Genomic DNA, 19,364 nt, shown 5'->3' on the forward strand with positions numbered 1-19,364 from the left:
GCTTATCGCAGCTTATCACGTCCTTCATCGGCTCCTGATGCCAAGGCATTCACCATGCGCCCTTTGTAGCTTGACCTTTTTATTACTCATTTACTGAGTAAGGTTATTTCAAAATTTATTACAAAGTTATTCACAAAGAATATTTTTGGCTTGTTGTTATTTTTATTCATGTGCAATTTTCAAAGAACAATTTTTGAAGAACTTAGTCCTTCAAAATTGAACAGAAAGTTAAGATAAACCATCTTCTAAGTTATACTAGATAAGCGCCTTGCTTACTAGATTTCTCCATAGAAAGGAGGTGATCCAGCCGCAGGTTCTCCTACGGCTACCTTGTTACGACTTCACCCCAATCGCTGACCCTACCTTAGGTCGCTGCCTCCCTTACGGGTTAGCTCACGAACTTTGGGTATTGCCAACTCTCATGGTGTGACGGGCGGTGTGTACAAGGCCCGGGAACGTATTCACCGCGACATTCTGATTCGCGATTACTAGCAACTCCAGCTTCATGTAGGCGAGTTTCAGCCTACAATCCGAACTGAGACAAGTTTTATAGTTTAGCTCCACCTCGCGGTATTGCATCTCGTTGTACTTGCCATTGTAGCACGTGTGTAGCCCTAGACATAAGGGGCATGATGATTTGACGTCATCCCCACCTTCCTCCCGGTTAACCCGGGCAGTCTCGCTAGAGTGCTCAACTAAATGGTAGCAACTAACAATAAGGGTTGCGCTCGTTGCGGGACTTAACCCAACATCTCACGACACGAGCTGACGACAACCATGCACCACCTGTCATCCTGTCCCCGAAAGGACTTCCTCGATTAAGAGTAATGCAGGAGATGTCAAGTCTAGGTAAGGTTCTTCGCGTTGCTTCGAATTAAACCACATGCTCCGCTGCTTGTGCGGGCCCCCGTCAATTCCTTTGAGTTTTAATCTTGCGACCGTACTCCCCAGGCGGAATACTTAATGCGTTTGCGGCGGCACAGAGGTCATGACAACCCCTACACCTAGTATTCATCGTTTACGGCGTGGACTACCAGGGTATCTAATCCTGTTTGCTCCCCACGCTTTCGAGCCTCAGCGTCAGTTACAGTCCAGAGAGTCGCCTTCGCCACTGGTGTTCTTCCTAATCTCTACGCATTTCACCGCTACACTAGGAATTCCACTCTCCTCTCCTGCACTCTAGACTTCCAGTTTGAAATGCAGCCCCCAAGTTGAGCTCGGGTATTTCACATCTCACTTAAAAGTCCGCCTACGCTCCCTTTACGCCCAGTAAATCCGGACAACGCTCGCCACCTACGTATTACCGCGGCTGCTGGCACGTAGTTAGCCGTGGCTTCCTCCTCAGGTACCGTCATTATCGTCCCTGAAGACAGAGCTTTACGATCCGAAAACCTTCATCACTCACGCGGCGTTGCTGCATCAGGGTTTCCCCCATTGTGCAATATTCCCCACTGCTGCCTCCCGTAGGAGTCTGGGCCGTGTCTCAGTCCCAATGTGGCCGATCACCCTCTCAGGTCGGCTACGCATCGTCGCCTTGGTGAGCCGTTACCTCACCAACTAGCTAATGCGCCGCGGGCCCATCTTATAGCGGATTGCTCCTTTAATTACTCCTTCATGCGAAAGTGTAATGTTATGCGGTATTAATCTCCCTTTCGAGAGGCTATTCCCCACTATAAGGCAGGTTGCCCACGTGTTACTCACCCGTCCGCCGCTAGGTTTGTTTCCGAAGAAACTCCCCTCGCTCGACTTGCATGTGTTAGGCACGCCGCCAGCGTTCGTCCTGAGCCAGGATCAAACTCTCAATAAAAAGTTTAATCTGTTGCTCAAATTACCTTGAGTCTTAAATTTAAGACTTAAAAGAATTGCTGGTTTGTTTTATACTTAACTTATATTCTGTTCAATTTTCAAAGACCATTTTCTTCGCCGCTCTCAAGCGACTTCATCATTTTAGCATTTGTTTTTTTCTTTGTCAACAACTTTTTTTAAGTTGTTTCAAATTTTGTTGCCGCATCTCTCAGCGACGAGATTTATCTTACCACCTAAATATATTATAGTTTTAATCAATTAATACTATTTATTTTATTTATTTTTATTTTTCTCTTATTTTCTATTAATATTAAAGTTTTTCTATTAATGATACACTAGGATAAGATTACGGTTATTATGATATATTTATTATATATAATATAGATTTATAGTGCTTATAAAAACAACTCTTTCCTTATTTATTTTATTATATAAACTTTAGAAATTATCTATATTCTAAAAAAACCGTAGTTAATTTATGTTATAAACTTAAATTAATTACGGTTTTTTTAATTATAATTTATTCATTTAAATCATTGTCATCTACAACTGCTATTTCATCATTGATTTTATCTTCACTGCTAACTTCTTTATTTTCTTCTAGAGTTAATTGCTCTTCCTTATCTTCATTTCCACCTGAAATTTTAGCAATTGCAACTATTTTTTCCTCCTCAGAAGTTCTCATTAGAGTTACTCCCATTGCTGATCTACTAGTTACAGATATTCCTGAAACATTAATTCTTATTGCAACTCCACTTGTATTTATTAGCATAAGTTCATCTTCTACCTTACATACAGTGGCACCTACAACTTTTCCAGTTTTCTCTGATAACTTATAAGTTATTAATCCAGTTCCACCTCTTCTTTGAACCTTATATTCAGTAATTGGTGTTCTCTTTCCAAACCCATTTTCACTTACAACTAATAAATCCTCGCCTTCAACAGCTATATCCATACATACTGCGATATCATTTTTTCTTAAATTTATAGATCTAACTCCAGATGCTGTTCTTCCCATTGGTCTTACATCTGTTTCATTAAATCTTATAGCATTACCATCTTGAGTTACAATTATTATATCTGCATCTCCACGTGTAACTTTAACTTTTAGAAGTTCATCTCCTTCTCTTAAGTTAATAGCTATTAAACCATTTTTTCTAAGATTTTTAAATTCAGATAAATGTGTCTTTTTAACTAAACCTTGTTTAGTTCCCATAAATAAGAATCCTTCAGTTACATCATCAGCTATTGTAAGAACCGTTTCAATTCTTTCATCCTGCTCTATAGCAATTAAGTTTATTATATTAGTACCCTTCGCTGTTCTTCCAGCATCAGGAATTTCATAAGCTCTTAATTTGTATACTCTACCTCTATTAGTAAAGAATAATACATCTGAATGAGTTGATGTAATACTCACATGTTCTACGAAATCATCTTCCTTAGTAGACATTGCTTGTATTCCTCTTCCCCCTCTTTTCTGAGCTGAATAAGTATCTGCTGATATTCTCTTTATATATCCTGAATGAGTCAATGTAACTACTACATCTTCTTCTTGGATAAGATCTTCTATATCAATTTCATTTACTACTTTTTCAATAGAAGTTTTTCTATCATCACCATATCTTCTCTTTATCTCTATAAGTTCTTCTTTTATTACTGAAAGTAATTTTTCTTCACTTTCTAATATTGATTTTAAGTACTCTATTTGCTTCATAATTTCAGCATACTCTTCTTCAATCTTATCTCTTTCTAATCCAGTCAGTCTTCTTAATCTCATTTCTAAGATAGCTTGAGATTGCTTTTCACTTAAACTGAATCTTTCCATTAATGTATTTCTAGCTATTTCAGTAGACTTAGAAGATCTTATAATACTTATTACTTCGTCAATATTATCAAGAGCTATTTTTAATCCCTCTAAAATATGGGCTCTTGCTTCAGCCTTATTTAATTCAAAAACAGTTCTTCTAGTTACTACTTCCTTTTGGAATGTAATATAATGATTTAAAACTTCTTTTAAATTTAAAACTTGTGGCTGATTATTTACTAATGCAAGCATTATAACTCCAAAAGTATCTTGCATCTTTGTATGCTTATATAGTAAATTTAAAACTACATTTGGATTAGCATCCTTTTTTAATTCTATAACTATTCTCATACCATCTCTATCAGATTCATCTCTTAAGTCAGAGATTCCAACTATTTTCTTATCTTTAACAAGATCCGCTATATTTTCAATAAGCTTAGCTTTATTAACCTGATATGGTATTTCTGTAACTATTATTCTATGTCTATTATTTTCTTCTTCTATTTCAGCTTTAGCTCTAACTATTACTCTACCTTTTCCAGTTTCATAAGCAGCTCTTATTCCAGCTTTCCCCATTATAGTAGCTCCTGTTGGGAAATCTGGACCTTTTATTGCAGTCATTAATTCTAATACAGTAGTTTCAGGATTATCTATAAGCATTATAGTTCCATCTATTACTTCTCCTAAATTATGAGGAGGAATATTAGTTGCCATACCAACTGCTATACCAGATGATCCATTTACTAAAAGATTTGGATATCTTGATGGTAATACTACTGGTTCTTTTTCTTCTCCATCAAAGTTAGGTATAAAATCAACTGTATCCTTTGTAATGTCCCTTAACATTTCAGCTGCTATTTTATTCATTTTTGCTTCTGTATATCTCATGGCAGCTGCACTATCACCATCTACAGAACCAAAGTTACCATGACCATCTACAAGCATATATCTCATAGAAAAGTCTTGTGCCATTCTTACAAGAGCATCATAAACGGAAGTATCACCATGTGGATGGTATTTACCTAAAACTTCCCCTACAATTCTTGCACACTTTCTATAACCCTTCTCCGGTGCTAATCCAAGCTCATTCATAGAATATAGTATTCTTCTATGTACAGGCTTAAGACCATCTCTAACATCAGGAAGTGCACGACCAACTATAACACTCATAGCATAGTCTATATAGCATCTTTTCATTTCTTTATTTATATCAATTTCTACAACTTTTCCTTCATTTAAGCTCATGTACCTCACCTCACTTTAGTACTAAATATCTAAGTTACTTACCTTATTAGCATTTTTTTGTATAAATTCTCTTCTAGGTTCTACCTTATCTCCCATAAGTATTGTGAATATTTCATCAGCTGCTATTGCATCTTCTATAGTTGCCTTTAATAATATTCTCTTTTCAGGATCCATAGTAGTATCCCATAATTGATTTGCATTCATTTCTCCTAGACCTTTATATCTTTGAATATTAGTTGAATTATCTTTACCGCCAATCTCTTTAAGTAATTTTTCAAGTTCTTGATCTGAATAAGCATAGTATTCCTTTTTATTCTTTTTAACTTGGTAAAGAGGAGGTTGAGCTATATAAACATGGCCACCATCTAATAGCCCTCTCATATATCTAAAGAAGAATGTTAATAATAATGTTCTAATATGAGCCCCATCTACGTCAGCATCTGTCATTATTATAATTCTATTATATCTTAATTTACTCTCATCAAAATCTACACCTATTCCTGCTCCAAAAGCAGTAACCATAGATTTTATTGAATCCGCAGTTAATATTCTATCTAATCTTTGTTTTTCTACGTTTAATATCTTACCTCTTAAAGGTAATATAGCCTGGAATCGTCTATTTCTTCCCTGCTTAGCCGATCCTCCCGCAGAATCTCCCTCTACTATATAAATTTCACACTCTAATGGATCCTTAGATGAACAATCTGCTAATTTCCCAGGTAATGATGATCTTTCTAAAACTGATTTTCTAGTAAGTTCTCTAGCTTTTCTTGCAGCATCTCTAGCTCTTGCTGCCATAAGTGCTTTTTCGATTATTATTTTACCTACATTTGGATTTTCCTCTAAGAAAATATATACACCTTCTCCAACTATAGAGTCAACTACACCTCTTACCTCTGAATTTCCAAGCTTAGTTTTAGTTTGCCCTTCAAATTGTGGTTCTGGTATTTTAACAGATACAACAGCTGTTAATCCTTCTCTTATGTCATCTCCAGATAAATTTTTATCGTTTTCCTTTATATGATTAAACTTCTTGCCATAATCATTTATAACTCTAGTTAATGCAGTTTTAAAACCTGATAAGTGAGTACCACCCTCTATAGTATCTATATTGTTAGCGAATGAATATAAATTTTCATTATATCCATCATTATATTGCAATGATATTTCTGCAATTATACCATCTTTCTCACCTTCAACATATATAGGTTCCGGATGTAATACTTCTTTATTTCTATTTAAATAAGATACAAATTCCTTTATACCACCCTCATAATGATATACATCTATCTTATTCTCTTCTCTTTTATCTTCTAAAATTATTTTTATTCCCTTATTTAAAAAGGCTAATTCTCTTAATCTATTTGATAATATTTCAAAGTCATATTCTGTTTCTTCAAAAATATCCGCATCTGGCTTAAAAGAAACCTTTGTTCCATGATCTTCTGTAGTTCCTATTTTAGATAAATCAGATATAGCAACACCTCTTGTGTACTTTTGCTCCCATACATCTCCATCTCTTGATACAGTTACTGTACACCATTCAGATAATGCATTAACTACAGAAGCACCAACACCATGTAATCCTCCAGAAACCTTATATCCGCCACCGCCAAATTTTCCTCCAGCATGTAGAACTGTCATGATTACTTCAACTGTAGATTTTCCCATTTTAGGATGTATTCCCGTAGGCATACCTCTCCCGTTATCAATTACAGTTATTGAATTATCTTCATTTATTGAAACTGATATTTCATTACAAAATCCAGCTAAAGCCTCATCTATACTATTATCAACTATTTCATAAACAAGATGATGTAACCCTCTTGAACTAGTACTTCCTATATACATTCCAGGTCTTTTTCTAACAGCTTCTAATCCCTCTAAAACCTGAATCTGACTTTCATCATAATTTTGATTGTTATTTTCCAACATAATATCCTCCTTTAATGAAATTTATATTATAATCACATGAAGATTTAAAATTGGAATTATGGATTATAATCTATATTTGTTCTTTTTGTTAAAGTTGAAGAGGATATTGGCGATAAGTATATTTTACTCATCTTATTTACTTCAGCTATAACAAAAGATTTAGGTTGTTCCTTAGAAACTCTCTCTACAAATCCATCTTCCTCTGCTAATCTTAAAAAAGCACTTGTATCTGAGCTATACATAGTGGTTTGTAAATCAAATATTCCAATTACATCCTTAACTGGAACAACTACATTTTCTCCTAAATGTAAAAACATTAGAATTCCTCCCTTAATTTAGGATTTGGCCATCCTTAACTTTAAAAACCTTAGAACTACTATCTAAGTAATTCGTAAGATCTTCTATTCCTGTACAAGTTATTATTGTTTGGATCTCTCCAATTGTACTTAATATATATCTTTTTCTACTAAAATCTAGTTCTGATAGCACATCATCTAATAATAATACAGGGAACTCAGATGTTAGCTCCTTTATTATTCTTAAAGAAGAGAACTTCATAGTAAGGACAGCACTTCTTTGCTGCCCTTGTGATCCAAAACTTTTAGTATCTATATCGTTAATAAGAATAGTAAAATCATCTCTATGTGGTCCTACACTAGTCGATCCTTTTTCAATATCCTTATCCCTATTTCTCTTTAATAGATCATAAAAATTATTTTCTATATTATTTAAGTCCTTTACTGTACTTATATATTTAAACTCTATATCTTCCTTACCTGAAGATATATCCTTATGTATATTCTTTCCAAAAAAGTTCAACTTATTAATATAATTTAATCTATCTCTTATTATATTCTTTCCAAATCCGGCTAATTGAATATCATATATATCTAAAATATCTTTATCAACTCTTCTATTTTTTAAAACTATATTACGTTCGTTTAAAACCTTATTATACTGAACTAAATTATAGTAATACTTAGAATCTAGTTGACACAATTCCATATCTATGAATTTTCTTCTTACTCCAGGTGAGTCTTTTATTATCCTTAAATCCTCTGGTGAAAACATAACAACATTAAAATTTCCGAACAATTCTCCTATTTTAGATGCCTTAATTTTATTTATTTTTATTGCTTTTCTACCATCCTTAAGTATATTGATATCTATGGTTTTATCTAATCTATCTTTTCCTACCAAAACACTTACATAAGCACTATCAGAATTCCAATTAATTAGCTCTTTATCCTTAGAAGTCCTATGTGATTTAGCAAAAGCACAATAATAAATAGCTTCAAGTATATTTGTTTTTCCTTGAGCATTATCTCCCATAAACACATTTACATTCTTCCCCAGTGTTATATTTAAAGATTTATAATTTCTATAGTTTAATATTTGGATTTTCTTAATATACATACTTTACACCTATTTTAATTATAACATATTAGAGGAATAAAAGTAATTGTTAGGTTAATAGCAACTAAACTACTTTATACTCTTCTCCATTAAATTCTACAATATCGCCAATTCTAATTTTTTTTCCTCTTTGCGTACAAACTTCATTATTTACTTTAACTAACTCATCTAAAATATACATTTTTGCCTCTGATCCTAGTGATGCAATTCCACACCACTTTAAAAAAGAATCTAATTTTATAAACTCAGTATTTATTTTAACTTCATTCATTTCCAATTCAATGCATATAAATACAGTTTTTATGCATATCTCCTTTCTATCTTAATAACCTTACTGGTAAAACAAGGTACTTAGAATTATCATTATTTTTACATTTTATAACACAAGGACTTACTCCTGAAGTCATCTCTAAAACAACTTCATCATCCTCTATATTTTTAAGAACATCTAATAAATATCTAGAGTTAAATGCAATTTGAATAGATTCACCTTGCAGATTTACACTAACTTCTTCCCTAACCTTTCCCAATTGAGAATTAGAAGTTATTACTAAAGTATCATCTTGGACATCTAGTTTTATTAAATTACTATTACTATCCTTAGCCATTAGTGATGCTCTTTCAATACAATTTTGTAAGTTTTGTTTTTTAACATCTATAGATATTTTATGTTCTTGTGGTAATAGTGATGAATAATTAACAAACTTACCATCTAATAATCTTGATATAATTTTTGTATTACTTAAGTTAAATAATATATGATTATTAGTAAAAGTTATTTTTACTATTTCTGATACATCTTCAAGAATTCTTGAAACTTCGTTTAATGTTTTTCCAGGTATAACTACTTCAATATTACTATCATTATCTAAAAATTCATTTCTTATAGCTAATCTATATCCATCTAATGCAACTAAATTTAAATTTTTATCTTTAACTTCAAATAAAATTCCTTGTAATATTGGTCTTGTTTCATCTTGAGCAATTGCAAAAGATGTACCTCTTATCATACTTTTTAATATACTTTGTTGTACTTCTACTGATAAGTTTTCATTTATTTTAGGTATCTCTGGATAATCTTCACCATTCATATAAACTAAGTTAAATACTGATTTTTCACATGTAATTTGCATTATTTCATTTTCTAAAGTTTCAATAATTATTTGTGAATTTGGAAGTTTTCTTATTATTTCTCCAAATATTTTTGAATCTATTACTAGCATACCTTCTTCTAGTACATTAGCTTCTACTTTAGTTTCTATAGAAACATCCATATCAGATCCAATTAGAGTTAACCCTTCTTTTGTTGCAGTTATATATATACCCTCTAATATAGGCATAGTTGTTTTTCCTGTAATAGCTTTACTTGAAATGGATATGCCTTCTTGTAGTTTTTGTTTTTCACATATAAATTTCATATAAAAAACCTCCTTAAGTTATGAACATATGTAATCATTAAAATTTTATAGATATATAGATAAATATATAGATAAAATTTAATAATAGTAGTAGTAGGGGCTGTTGATATGTTGATAAGTACCTCTAGCCCTTATGAACACTAAAATATTTGTAAAAAAATATTGTGGATAAGTGAAGCAAAAATTACATATCTTATCCACAGTATTAACAAGCAAGATTGTTTCTATTAGTTATCCACAAACAATTCAATATATTTATGTACAGCTGTTAATTAATTTTGAGTAAGCTTCTTTGTTATATCATTTACTGTGTGTTGTAAGCTTTCATCTGTATTCAATATATCAGATATCTTTTCATAAGCATGTATAACAGTAGTGTGATCTCTTCCACCAAATTCTTCACCTATTTTAGGTAAAGACATATCAGTAAGCTTCCTACTTAAATACATTGCAATTTGTCTAGGATAAGCTACATTTCTAGTTCTTCTTTGTGATTTTAAGTCTTCTACTCTAAGATTAAAATATCCAGCAACAACATCTTGAATAACATCAATAGTTACGTTTTTATTTTGTTTATTTGATATTATATCCTTAAGAGCTTCACTAGCTAATTCGACTGTTATTGGTCTATTAGTTAAGGATGAATATGCAACTATTCTAATTAATGCGCCTTCAAGTTCTCTGATATTAGACTTAATTTTGGTTGCTATATATACCATTACTTCATTTGCAACATTTAGCTTTTCTACATCTGCTTTTTTCTTTAAAATTGCCATTCTAGTTTCAAAATCTGGAGCTTGAATATCAGCAATTAAACCCCACTCAAAACGAGAACGAAGTCTATCCTCTAACGTTGGAATTTCCTTTGGCGGTCTATCAGATGATAGAATTATTTGTTTATTTGCATCATGTAACTCATTAAATGTATGGAAGAATTCTTCCTGAGTTCTTTCTTTGCCTGCAATAAATTGAATATCATCAATTAATAGAATATCTACATTTCTATATTTATTTCTAAATTCTTCATTTTTATCATCTTTAATTGCATTAATAAGTTCATTAGTAAACTTCTCTGAAGATACATATACAACTTTCGCGCTAGAATTATTTTGCAGAGCATAATGTCCTATTGCATGCATTAAGTGAGTTTTTCCAAGTCCTACTCCTCCATAAATAAATAGAGGATTATATGCTTTTGCAGGGGCTTCTGCAACCGCTAAAGATGCAGCATGAGCAAATCTATTACTATTACCTATGACAAATGAATCAAAGGTGTATTTTGGATTCAATGTGCTTGACATTTCATCACTTACAGTAATAGAAGATTTATCATCAGCTTTTATTTTCTTTTCTTCCTTCTCTTCAACTTCTTGAATATCAGATGCAACTATAAAATCTACGTTATAAACTTTAGAGCAAGCAGCCTCTATTGAATTTACAACTAAGTCCTTATACCTTTTTTCTAATATATCTTGGGTAAAGGAATTAGGTACGCTGATTTTTATAGTATTGGAAGATATAGAAATTGGTTCGCAGCTTTTAATCCAAGTATTAAAGCTAACTTCACTCATTTCACCCTTTATAATATTTAATGTTTTTGCCCATAATGATTGAAGATCATTATTCATTGTATATCCTCCATAAAAATTTTTTTTAAGTTTAAGATATATTACTTAATAACAATATATCAACACATTTATTAACATCATTTTTTATATGTTAATAAGTATAATATAAATATGCACATGTTAATAATTATGTTGATAAAATAAAATTAAAAAAAATATCCACAATATAATTATGTACATTTCTTAACATTATTAACATGGTATAAAAGTATTATTTAAGCTAAAAATAGAGTATAATAGATATGAAATAAAGAAAAAGCGAACAAGTTATACACAATTTAATCCACAGATGTGGATAACTTCGCTTAAAAATAAAATTATTCACATTCAATACTAATAATAACATAAGTTAAATAGAGTATTCAAGAAGTTATCCACAAATTCTGTGATAATATTCATTATATTTATCAACAGAACTTGAAAATTATAGTGTATTGACATAAAAACCTGATATATATATAATAATAAGGTAAATTTAAAATTGGGATTATAGTTTTTACTATAGAAAAATACAATTTGAAGGGGGTGTAGTGAAATGTTCATGACATACCAACCAAAAAAGAGACAAAGAAAAAAAGAGCATGGATTCAGAAAGAGAATGAAGACTTCATCAGGAAGAAACGTTCTAAAGAGAAGAAGACAAAAAGGTAGAAAAAGATTAACAGCATAAGGGCCGCAAATAGTGGCCTTTTTTCTGCAATAGCAGAAAAAAAGGAGTATAGGATTTCTAATGATGTACAGGTTAAGAAAAAACAATGAATTTAAATTAGTTTATAGGAGGGGAAAGTCTTTAGCGAATAATCTTTTAGTTATATATATATATAATAATAGAAGAAATAAGACAAAAGATGGGGTTACTTATAATAAGGTAGGAATTTCAGTCAGTAAAAAGGTTGGAAATAGTGTTGTTAGAAGTAGAAGTAAACGATTGATAACTGAAAGCTATAGACTTAATGAAAAAGACCTTAAAACTGGTTATGATTTTGTTTTTGTAGCAAGAAAATCTATAGAAGGAAAAAGCTTTTTCGAAGTTGAAGAATCTATGAAAAAACTTTTTTCAAAAGCAGGCTTATATAAGCAATGAAAAAGTTAATGTTAAAATCTATACATTTATATAGAAAATATATCTCACCAATGAGACCGCCGACTTGTATTTATGTTCCATCATGTTCAGAGTATGCTATAGAAGCTATAACTAAATATGGGGCAATAAAAGGTGGTTTTTTAGCTATAAAGAGAATTTTAAGATGTCATCCTTTTGCTAAGGGTGGATATGATCCGTTAAAATAAGGAGGTTGCGTGCAAAATATGATGAAATTCTTACAACCAATAACAAACTTTCTAACTGTTATTTTTGAATGGATGCACAATATTATACTAAATTTATTTAATTTAGAGCCAAGTGGTGTATCTTATATATTAACAATTGCTTTATTTACAATAATAATAAGATTGTTAATACTTCCTTTAACTATAAAAGCAAATAGATCAAATGCAAGAATGCAAGAGATTCAACCTGAATTAAATGCAATTCAAAAAAAATATGCTAACGATCCACAAAAGATGCAAGCTGAATATTCAAAATGTATGAAAGAAAATAATGTTAGTATGTTAGGGGGATGCCTTCCTACATTATTACCATTACCAATACTTTTTGCATTATATTATGTATTTATGAATATAGATAGTTCAGCTGTAACTAATCCATCATTTTTATGGATACCAGATGTATTTAAAAAGGATCCACGTTTTATATTACCAATACTAGCATTCTTAAGCACATACTTACCAAGCTTACTTTTAACTAAGTCAATGCCTAAGAATGAAAATGGACCACAAATGAATATGGGATCTATGAACATAATGATGGCTGGTATGATGGGTGTAATGGCTATTAACTTTAGTTCAATTTTAGTAATTTATTGGATAATAGGGGGAGCTATTCAATTAGTTCAAACTTATTTCTTAAATTACCTTCCAGCTATGAAAAAGAAAGCTGCTAAAGAAGAAGAAGAAAAGTTAAAAGGTATAGTAAACGCAAAAAAAGCAACACCAAAGACTAAGAAGAAAAATTAAAAATTAGTATTACTAGGTGGTGAATAGGGTATGAAAACTTTAGAAATGACAGGTAAAAATGTAGCTGAGGCTTTAGAAAATGCCTTAAAAGAATTGAAAGTTACAGAAGATAGGGTTGAATACGAAGTTTTAGATGAAGGTTCAAAAGGATTTTTAAATTTTATAGGTACAAAACCTGCTAAGATATTAGTTAAAGTAAAAAGAGATTATAAGGAAGAAGTAAGATTATTTTTAAGAAATATACTTAATAATATGAAAGTACAAGCAGAAATAAGAATTAAAGAAGAAAAGGACACTGTTTATATTGATTTAACTGGTCCTAAGATGGGAATCATAATTGGATATAGAGGTGAAACTTTAGATTCATTACAATATCTAGCTTCTTTAGTTGTTAATAAAGATCATAGCGTTCCTTATAAAAAAGTAGTCTTAGATACTGAGAATTATAGAAAAAAGAGAGAAGAAACTTTAATTAGGGTAGCTGAAAAAACTGCTTATAAAGTAAGAAAAACTAGAAAGCCTTATAAATTAGAACCAATGAATCCTTATGAAAGAAGAATAATACATTCTGCTTTACAGGATAATGAATATGTTTATACTTTTAGTGATGGTCAAGAACCTCACAGAAGAATAGTAGTAGATATTAAAAAATAAAGGTAAGAGGGCCATAAGGCTTTCTTACCTTTATTTTTTAGGAAATTATAAAATATTACCCTGTGAATAACATTTTTATAATTTCCTTCATTCAGTTTGCAAAGAGATAAACATTGTATGACGGTGACTTGGAGCGCATGCGACGGAGCAAGGAATATAATGTTTATCTCTTTTTTATTTTGACTTACTATAAATAGTTTTGTAAAATGAATATTAGTTAAAAAGGATATACTATAAATATAGATTTACTTAATTTAAGATAAGGAGGGATAGAATTTGAAAGAATTTGATACAATCTGTGCTATATCAACTGCTATAGGTGAAGGTGGAATAGCTATTATTAGGGTTTCTGGTGACAAGGCTTTAGAAATAGTATCTAAAATATTTAGACCAAAGAATGGTAAGGATATTAGAGAAATGAAAACTTATACCATGAGATATGGCCATATAGTTGATATAAATACTGAAGAGTTAATTGATGAAGTAATAATAAGTTACATGAAGGGACCTAGAAGCTTTACGGCTGAGGATATTGTAGAAATAAATTGCCATGGTGGTGTTACATCTACAAATAAAGTATTAGAAAATACTTTAAAAGCTGGTGCAAGACTTGCAGAGCCTGGAGAGTTTACAAAGAGAGCATTTTTGAACGGAAGAATAGATTTATCTCAAGCAGAAGCTGTTATGGATTTAATTACAGCTAAAACTGAACTTGCCATGAAATCTGCATTGATGCAAAGTGGTGGATCTTTATCTCAAAGGATTAATAAATTAAATGAATATTTACTTAATGTTTTAGCTTTAATAGAATATGCTGTTGATTTTACAGAAGATGATGAAGAGATAGATCCAACTATTCCAATCAGAGTAAAAGAAAGCTTAGATAAGGCTCATAATGATATAGAAAAATTACTTAAAAGTGCGGATGAAGGAAAAATAATTAGAGATGGGTTAAGTTTAGCTATAGTAGGAAAGCCAAACGTTGGGAAGTCCTCTTTATTAAATGTATTATTAAAAGAAAAAAGAGCTATAGTTACTGATATAGCTGGAACAACTAGAGATGTAATTGAAGAATATATAAATTTAGATGGAATACCTGTTAAAATTATAGATACTGCAGGAATTAGAGAAACTGAAGATGTAGTTGAAAAAATAGGTGTTGAAAGATCAAGGGAAAAAATTAATGAAGCAGATTTAGTTTTATTAGTTTTAGATTCATCTAGAGAATTAGATAAAGAAGATATGGAAATAATTGAAGCTATTAAAGATAAAAAAGCAATAGTTTTATTAAATAAAATAGATTTAGAAAATAAACTTGATAACTCAGTAATAGATAAATTTGAAAATATAATAAAAATTTCTGCTAAAGAAGATATTGGTATAGATGGTTTAAAAAATGAGATTAAGAATATGTTCTTTAGTGGTAAAATAGATAGTGAAAGCTTAATTATATCTAACTCAAGACATAAGCAAGCTTTAATTAGAGCAGAAGAAAATTGTAACGAAGCTCTAGTAAGATTAAATAATAATGAGTATTTAGATTTAATATCAATATTTGTTACAGCAGCTTTAAAAGCTTTAGGAGAAATTACAGGAACAGAATTAGAAGAAGATTTAGTTAATAAAATATTTAAAGAATTTTGTTGTGGAAAGTAGGAGAAGAATAAAAATGAAATATAACGCAGGAGAATATGATGTAGTAGTTGTTGGTGCTGGTCATGCTGGTTGTGAAGCAGCACTAGCATCAGCAAGAATGGGCTTAAAAACATTAATATGTACTACAAATCTTGATTCTGTAGCGATGATGCCTTGTAACCCTAATATAGGTGGAACTGCAAAAGGTCATTTAGTAAGAGAAATAGATGCACTAGGTGGAGAAATGGGAATAAATATAGATAATACATTTATTCAATCTAGAATGCTTAATACTTCTAAGGGACCTGCAGTTCACTCTTTAAGAGCTCAAGCAGATAAGAAAAAATATCAAAACAGAATGAAGAACGTATTAGAAAATCAAGAAAATTTATCTTTAAGACAATTAGAAGTTACAGAGATAGATGTAGAAGAGGGAAAGGTAAGAGGTGTTCTTACTAAAAATGGAGGATACTTTAGCTGTAAGGCTGTTATATTAACTACAGGAACTTATTTAAGAGCTAGAATTATAATAGGTGATGTAACTTATAATAGTGGCCCAAATGGATTATCAGCAGCTAATGAGCTATCTCAGTCATTAATAGATTTAGGGATAGAATTAAGAAGATTTAAAACTGGTACTCCAGCAAGAATTAATAAGAGAACTGTAGATTTCTCTAAGATGATAGAACAACCTGGAGATGAAAAAATAGTTCCTTTCTCATTTATGAGTGAAGATATTTCAAGAGATCAAGTTTCTTGTTGGCTAACTTATACTAGTGAAGATACTCATAATATAATTAGAGAAAATATAGATAGATCTCCAATGTATAATGGATTAATAGAGGGGGTAGGTCCTAGATATTGTCCATCAATTGAAGATAAAGTAATGAGATTCCCGGATAGAGAAAGGCATCAATTATTTATTGAGCCAGAAGGTGAAGACACATTAGAAATGTATGTTGGTGGTATGTCATCATCTCTTCCAGAGGATGTTCAATTACAAATGTTAAGAACAGTACCTGGACTTGAAAATGCAGAGATAATGAGAACTGCTTATGCTATTGAATATGATTCAATAGATCCAACTCAATTAAAGCCAACATTAGAATTTAAAAACTTTGAAGGGCTTTATGGAGCAGGGCAATTAAACGGTAGCTCTGGATATGAAGAGGCTGCAGGGCAAGGACTTGTAGCTGGTATAAATGCTGCTTTAAAAATAAAAGAAAAAGAGCCTATGATTTTAAATAGATCGGATGGATATATAGGTGTTCTAATAGATGATTTAGTTACTAAAGGTACTAATGAACCTTATAGAATGATGACTGCTAGAGCAGAATATAGATTACTTTTAAGACAAGATAATGCTGATTTTAGATTAACCGAGATTGGATACAAAGTAGGTCTTGTAACAGAAGAAAGATATGAAAAGTTTATAACGAGAAAAAATAATATTGAAAGTGAAGTAAATAGATTAAAAGAACTTCAAATAACAAATAAAAAGGAAGTAAATGAATTCTTAATATCAAAAGGATCTGTAGAATTAAAGAAGCCAATTAGTTTCTATGAGCTTATTAAGAGACCAGAATTAGATTACTTTAGTATGGCAGAGCTAGATCCAGATAGACCAAACTATAATGAAGATATTGGTGAACAAATCAATATAATTACTAAATACGAAGGATATATAACTAGTCAATTAGAGCAAGTTAATCAATTTAGAAAGTTTGAAAAGAAATTACTTCCAGAAGATATAGATTATAAAGAAGTAAAAGGGCTAAGAACAGAAGCTATACAAAAGTTAGATAATATTAGACCTATAAGTATAGGGCAAGCTTCTAGAATATCAGGAGTTTCCCCAGCAGATATATCTGTATTATTAATTTATTTAGAGCATCAATATAAGAAATAAGAGTTTTACGGAGGAAATATGGAATATTTTCAAATAATGAAAGAGGCTTCTTTAGAAGTTGGATTAGATTTAACTGAAAAGCAGTATAATCAGTTTATAACATATATGAAGCTTTTGCAGGAGTGGAATGAAAAAATAAATCTTACTGCAATAACAGAAGACGAAGAAGTGATAAAAAAACACTTTATAGATTGTATAAAAGCTTTTAAATCTAATGCTGTTAAAAATGCAAAAAGCGCTATAGATGTAGGTACAGGGGCTGGATTCCCTGGACTACCTATAGCAATAATGAATCCTGATGTTAACGTAACTTTATTAGATTCACTAAATAAGAGAATTAACTTTTTAAATACTGTTATAGCTCAATTAGGATTAAAAAATGTTAAAACAATTCATTCAAGAGCAGAAGATGGTGCAAGAAATCCAGAGTTTAGAGAAAAATTTGATATAGCAACATCAAGAGCTGTTGCTAATATGGCTGTTTTATCAGAATTATGTATGCCTTATGTAAAAGTTAATGGCTATTTTGTTGCATTAAAGGGACCTGCAATAGAAGAGGAATTAAAAGAAGGACAAAAAGCTATAAATACTTTGGGTGGAAAGTTAGAAAATATAATAGAAGTAAATATTGAAGAATCGGATTTAAAACATAATATTGTAGAAATAAAGAAGATTAGCAAGTGTCCAAAAGCTTATCCTAGAAAGGCTGGAACTGTAAATAAGAAACCTATAAAGTAATTTCTACATAAAATTTTAAAGAATTTAGTCGATATAAAATATAATACTTTAGTATATGAATTGATTTGTAGTTTTATAATATTTAATTAGCGAATTTGTCTTACGAAACTAGGAAATAAAAGAAGGAAATAATAAATAAAAATAGAATTTTTAATTATTGAGTTTAGTGGAATTTATTTTAATAAGGGATGGTTGGGTGCATATGAATAGAGAAATTACAAATATAAGTGTAGATAAAATATTTCCAAACACTTATCAGCCAAGAAGATTTTTTAACGAAGAGGCGTTACAAGAATTATCTCAATCTATTAAAGAGCATGGAATAATTCAGCCTATTACAGTTAGAAAAAGAGGAGAAAATTTTGAATTAGTAGCAGGTGAAAGACGTTGGAGAGCTGCAAGAATGGCAGAGTTTGATCTTGTACCATGTAATATAATTGAAATAACTGATACTGAATCAGCTGAAATTGCTTTATTAGAAAATTTACAAAGAGAAGATTTAAATTTTATAGAAGAAGCAGAGGCATATTATAATTTAATTAATGATCATAAATTTACCCAAGATGAACTTGCAAAGAGAATGGGGAAGAAGCAATCTACTATTGCAAATAAGTTGAGATTATTAAAGCTTAGTCCTAATGTAAGAGAGTTATGTTTAGAAAATAAACTAACAGAAAGACATACTAGGGCATTATTATCTTTACCAACAGAAGAATTACAGCTAAAGATTATAGAAAAGGTAGTTAAAAACTCTCTTAATGTTAAGGCAACAGAAGAACTAATAAATAAAGAGTTATTAAAAATTGCTGGAGAAGAATTAAATAATAAAGATAAAAAACGAGTAAAGAGTGTTTTCCCAGCTAAACTATATGTAAACACTATAAAGCAAGTTTTTGATAAGTTTAATATACCAGCGGAATATAAGTTTAAGGATGAAGAAGAGTTTATTCAAATTACAGTATCTATTCCTAAAAAGTAATAATTATTTAAGATGAAAGCATGAGTTTTCATCTTTTTTTATTCTTTAGGAGCGTGCCCAGCAAAGCTGTAATTTGCTAACTGATGAAAGTTCAGTAAAAGTAATTACCAAGAAGCTTTTT

16 protein-coding genes and 2 rRNA genes are annotated in these 19,364 nt (G+C 30.7%); 9 read left to right on the forward strand and 9 right to left on the reverse strand.

Annotated elements, in window-relative coordinates; genetic code table 11:
• From H9660_RS13270 to dnaA, 9 genes are all read right to left on the reverse strand, one after another.
• A 23S ribosomal RNA gene (locus H9660_RS13270) occupies nt 1-76 on the reverse strand; the annotation flags it as partial.
• Nucleotides 77-291: 215 nt separating this feature from the next.
• Nucleotides 292-1,807 (reverse strand): 16S ribosomal RNA (locus H9660_RS13275).
• Between the two features lie 519 nt (nt 1,808-2,326).
• Nucleotides 2,327-4,855, reverse strand: coding sequence for a DNA gyrase subunit A (gene gyrA, locus H9660_RS13280; protein WP_191750867.1), 2,529 nt, complete (start codon nt 4,853-4,855; stop codon nt 2,327-2,329).
• Between the two features lie 21 nt (nt 4,856-4,876).
• A complete protein-coding gene (gyrB, locus tag H9660_RS13285; protein WP_207729483.1) occupies nt 4,877-6,790 on the reverse strand; it encodes a DNA topoisomerase (ATP-hydrolyzing) subunit B in 1,914 nt (637 codons plus the stop codon).
• Between the two features lie 56 nt (nt 6,791-6,846).
• Complete coding sequence (gene remB / locus H9660_RS13290; protein WP_191750868.1) at nt 6,847-7,107, reverse strand: extracellular matrix regulator RemB; 261 nt, start codon at nt 7,105-7,107, stop codon at nt 6,847-6,849.
• Nucleotides 7,108-7,120: 13 nt separating this feature from the next.
• Nucleotides 7,121-8,206 (reverse strand): DNA replication/repair protein RecF, encoded by a 1,086-nt coding sequence (gene recF / locus H9660_RS13295; protein WP_191750869.1) that lies wholly within the window; start codon nt 8,204-8,206, stop codon nt 7,121-7,123.
• A gap of 64 nt (nt 8,207-8,270) precedes the next feature.
• Nucleotides 8,271-8,477, reverse strand: coding sequence for a S4 domain-containing protein YaaA (yaaA, locus tag H9660_RS13300; protein WP_191750879.1), 207 nt, complete (start codon nt 8,475-8,477; stop codon nt 8,271-8,273).
• A gap of 46 nt (nt 8,478-8,523) precedes the next feature.
• Complete coding sequence (gene dnaN / locus H9660_RS13305; RefSeq protein ID WP_191750870.1) at nt 8,524-9,624, reverse strand: DNA polymerase III subunit beta; 1,101 nt, start codon at nt 9,622-9,624, stop codon at nt 8,524-8,526.
• 272 nt (nt 9,625-9,896) lie between these two features.
• Entirely contained in the window at nt 9,897-11,252 is a 1,356-nt protein-coding gene (dnaA, locus tag H9660_RS13310) for a chromosomal replication initiator protein DnaA (RefSeq protein ID WP_191750871.1), read from the reverse strand.
• A gap of 535 nt (nt 11,253-11,787) precedes the next feature.
• On the opposite strand from dnaA, the gene rpmH reads away from it, so the two are divergent.
• The 9 genes from rpmH (at nt 11,788) to noc (ending at nt 19,243) form a co-directional block, all read left to right on the forward strand.
• Nucleotides 11,788-11,922 carry a 50S ribosomal protein L34 gene (gene rpmH / locus H9660_RS13315; RefSeq protein WP_035151755.1) on the forward strand — a complete coding sequence of 45 codons (135 nt, stop codon included), beginning with the start codon at nt 11,788-11,790 and terminating at the stop codon, nt 11,920-11,922.
• A 60-nt stretch (nt 11,923-11,982) separates the two neighbouring features.
• Nucleotides 11,983-12,336: a ribonuclease P protein component gene (gene rnpA, locus H9660_RS13320; protein WP_191750872.1), complete on the forward strand. Its 354-nt coding sequence runs from the start codon at nt 11,983-11,985 to the stop codon at nt 12,334-12,336.
• Nucleotides 12,333-12,542 (forward strand): membrane protein insertion efficiency factor YidD, encoded by a 210-nt coding sequence (yidD, locus tag H9660_RS13325; RefSeq protein ID WP_066889313.1) that lies wholly within the window; start codon nt 12,333-12,335, stop codon nt 12,540-12,542. The genes rnpA and yidD overlap by 4 nt, the downstream gene beginning before the upstream one ends.
• Nucleotides 12,543-12,560: 18 nt before the next feature.
• On the forward strand, nt 12,561-13,328 hold the full coding sequence (yidC, locus tag H9660_RS13330) for a membrane protein insertase YidC (RefSeq protein WP_191750880.1): 768 nt from the start codon (nt 12,561-12,563) through the stop codon (nt 13,326-13,328).
• Between the two features lie 30 nt (nt 13,329-13,358).
• Complete coding sequence (gene jag, locus H9660_RS13335; protein ID WP_191750873.1) at nt 13,359-13,982, forward strand: RNA-binding cell elongation regulator Jag/EloR; 624 nt, start codon at nt 13,359-13,361, stop codon at nt 13,980-13,982.
• A gap of 276 nt (nt 13,983-14,258) precedes the next feature.
• Complete coding sequence (gene mnmE, locus H9660_RS13340) at nt 14,259-15,638, forward strand: tRNA uridine-5-carboxymethylaminomethyl(34) synthesis GTPase MnmE (RefSeq protein ID WP_191750874.1); 1,380 nt, start codon at nt 14,259-14,261, stop codon at nt 15,636-15,638.
• 13 nt (nt 15,639-15,651) lie between these two features.
• Complete coding sequence (gene mnmG, locus H9660_RS13345; RefSeq protein ID WP_191750875.1) at nt 15,652-17,526, forward strand: tRNA uridine-5-carboxymethylaminomethyl(34) synthesis enzyme MnmG; 1,875 nt, start codon at nt 15,652-15,654, stop codon at nt 17,524-17,526.
• Nucleotides 17,527-17,544: 18 nt separating this feature from the next.
• Entirely contained in the window at nt 17,545-18,264 is a 720-nt protein-coding gene (gene rsmG, locus H9660_RS13350; protein WP_191750876.1) for a 16S rRNA (guanine(527)-N(7))-methyltransferase RsmG, read from the forward strand.
• A 202-nt stretch (nt 18,265-18,466) separates the two neighbouring features.
• Nucleotides 18,467-19,243 (forward strand): nucleoid occlusion protein, encoded by a 777-nt coding sequence (gene noc / locus H9660_RS13355; protein WP_191750877.1) that lies wholly within the window; start codon nt 18,467-18,469, stop codon nt 19,241-19,243.
• Nucleotides 19,244-19,364 lie beyond the last annotated feature (121 nt).

Origin of the sequence: Clostridium gallinarum, assembly GCF_014836325.1 — a bacterium.
Lineage (GTDB): Bacteria > Bacillota > Clostridia > Clostridiales > Clostridiaceae > Clostridium > Clostridium gallinarum.

Bases quoted from the DNA above. Each gene is read 5' to 3' on its own strand.
- gyrA (WP_191750867.1), bottom strand. From the start codon at position 4,855: ATGAGCTTAAATGAAGGAAAAGTTGTAGAAATTGATATAAATAAAGAA.
- gyrB (WP_207729483.1), bottom strand. From the start codon at position 6,790: ATGTTGGAAAATAACAATCAAAATTATGATGAAAGTCAGATTCAGGTT.
- remB (WP_191750868.1), bottom strand. From the start codon at position 7,107: ATGTTTTTACATTTAGGAGAAAATGTAGTTGTTCCAGTTAAGGATGTA.
- recF (WP_191750869.1), bottom strand. From the start codon at position 8,206: ATGTATATTAAGAAAATCCAAATATTAAACTATAGAAATTATAAATCT.
- yaaA (WP_191750879.1), bottom strand. From the start codon at position 8,477: ATGAATGAAGTTAAAATAAATACTGAGTTTATAAAATTAGATTCTTTT.
- dnaN (WP_191750870.1), bottom strand. From the start codon at position 9,624: ATGAAATTTATATGTGAAAAACAAAAACTACAAGAAGGCATATCCATT.
- dnaA (WP_191750871.1), bottom strand. From the start codon at position 11,252: ATGAATAATGATCTTCAATCATTATGGGCAAAAACATTAAATATTATA.
- rpmH (WP_035151755.1), top strand. From the start codon at position 11,788: ATGTTCATGACATACCAACCAAAAAAGAGACAAAGAAAAAAAGAGCAT.
- rnpA (WP_191750872.1), top strand. From the start codon at position 11,983: ATGATGTACAGGTTAAGAAAAAACAATGAATTTAAATTAGTTTATAGG.
- yidD (WP_066889313.1), top strand. From the start codon at position 12,333: ATGAAAAAGTTAATGTTAAAATCTATACATTTATATAGAAAATATATC.
- yidC (WP_191750880.1), top strand. From the start codon at position 12,561: ATGATGAAATTCTTACAACCAATAACAAACTTTCTAACTGTTATTTTT.
- jag (WP_191750873.1), top strand. From the start codon at position 13,359: ATGAAAACTTTAGAAATGACAGGTAAAAATGTAGCTGAGGCTTTAGAA.
- mnmG (WP_191750875.1), top strand. From the start codon at position 15,652: ATGAAATATAACGCAGGAGAATATGATGTAGTAGTTGTTGGTGCTGGT.
- rsmG (WP_191750876.1), top strand. From the start codon at position 17,545: ATGGAATATTTTCAAATAATGAAAGAGGCTTCTTTAGAAGTTGGATTA.
- noc (WP_191750877.1), top strand. From the start codon at position 18,467: ATGAATAGAGAAATTACAAATATAAGTGTAGATAAAATATTTCCAAAC.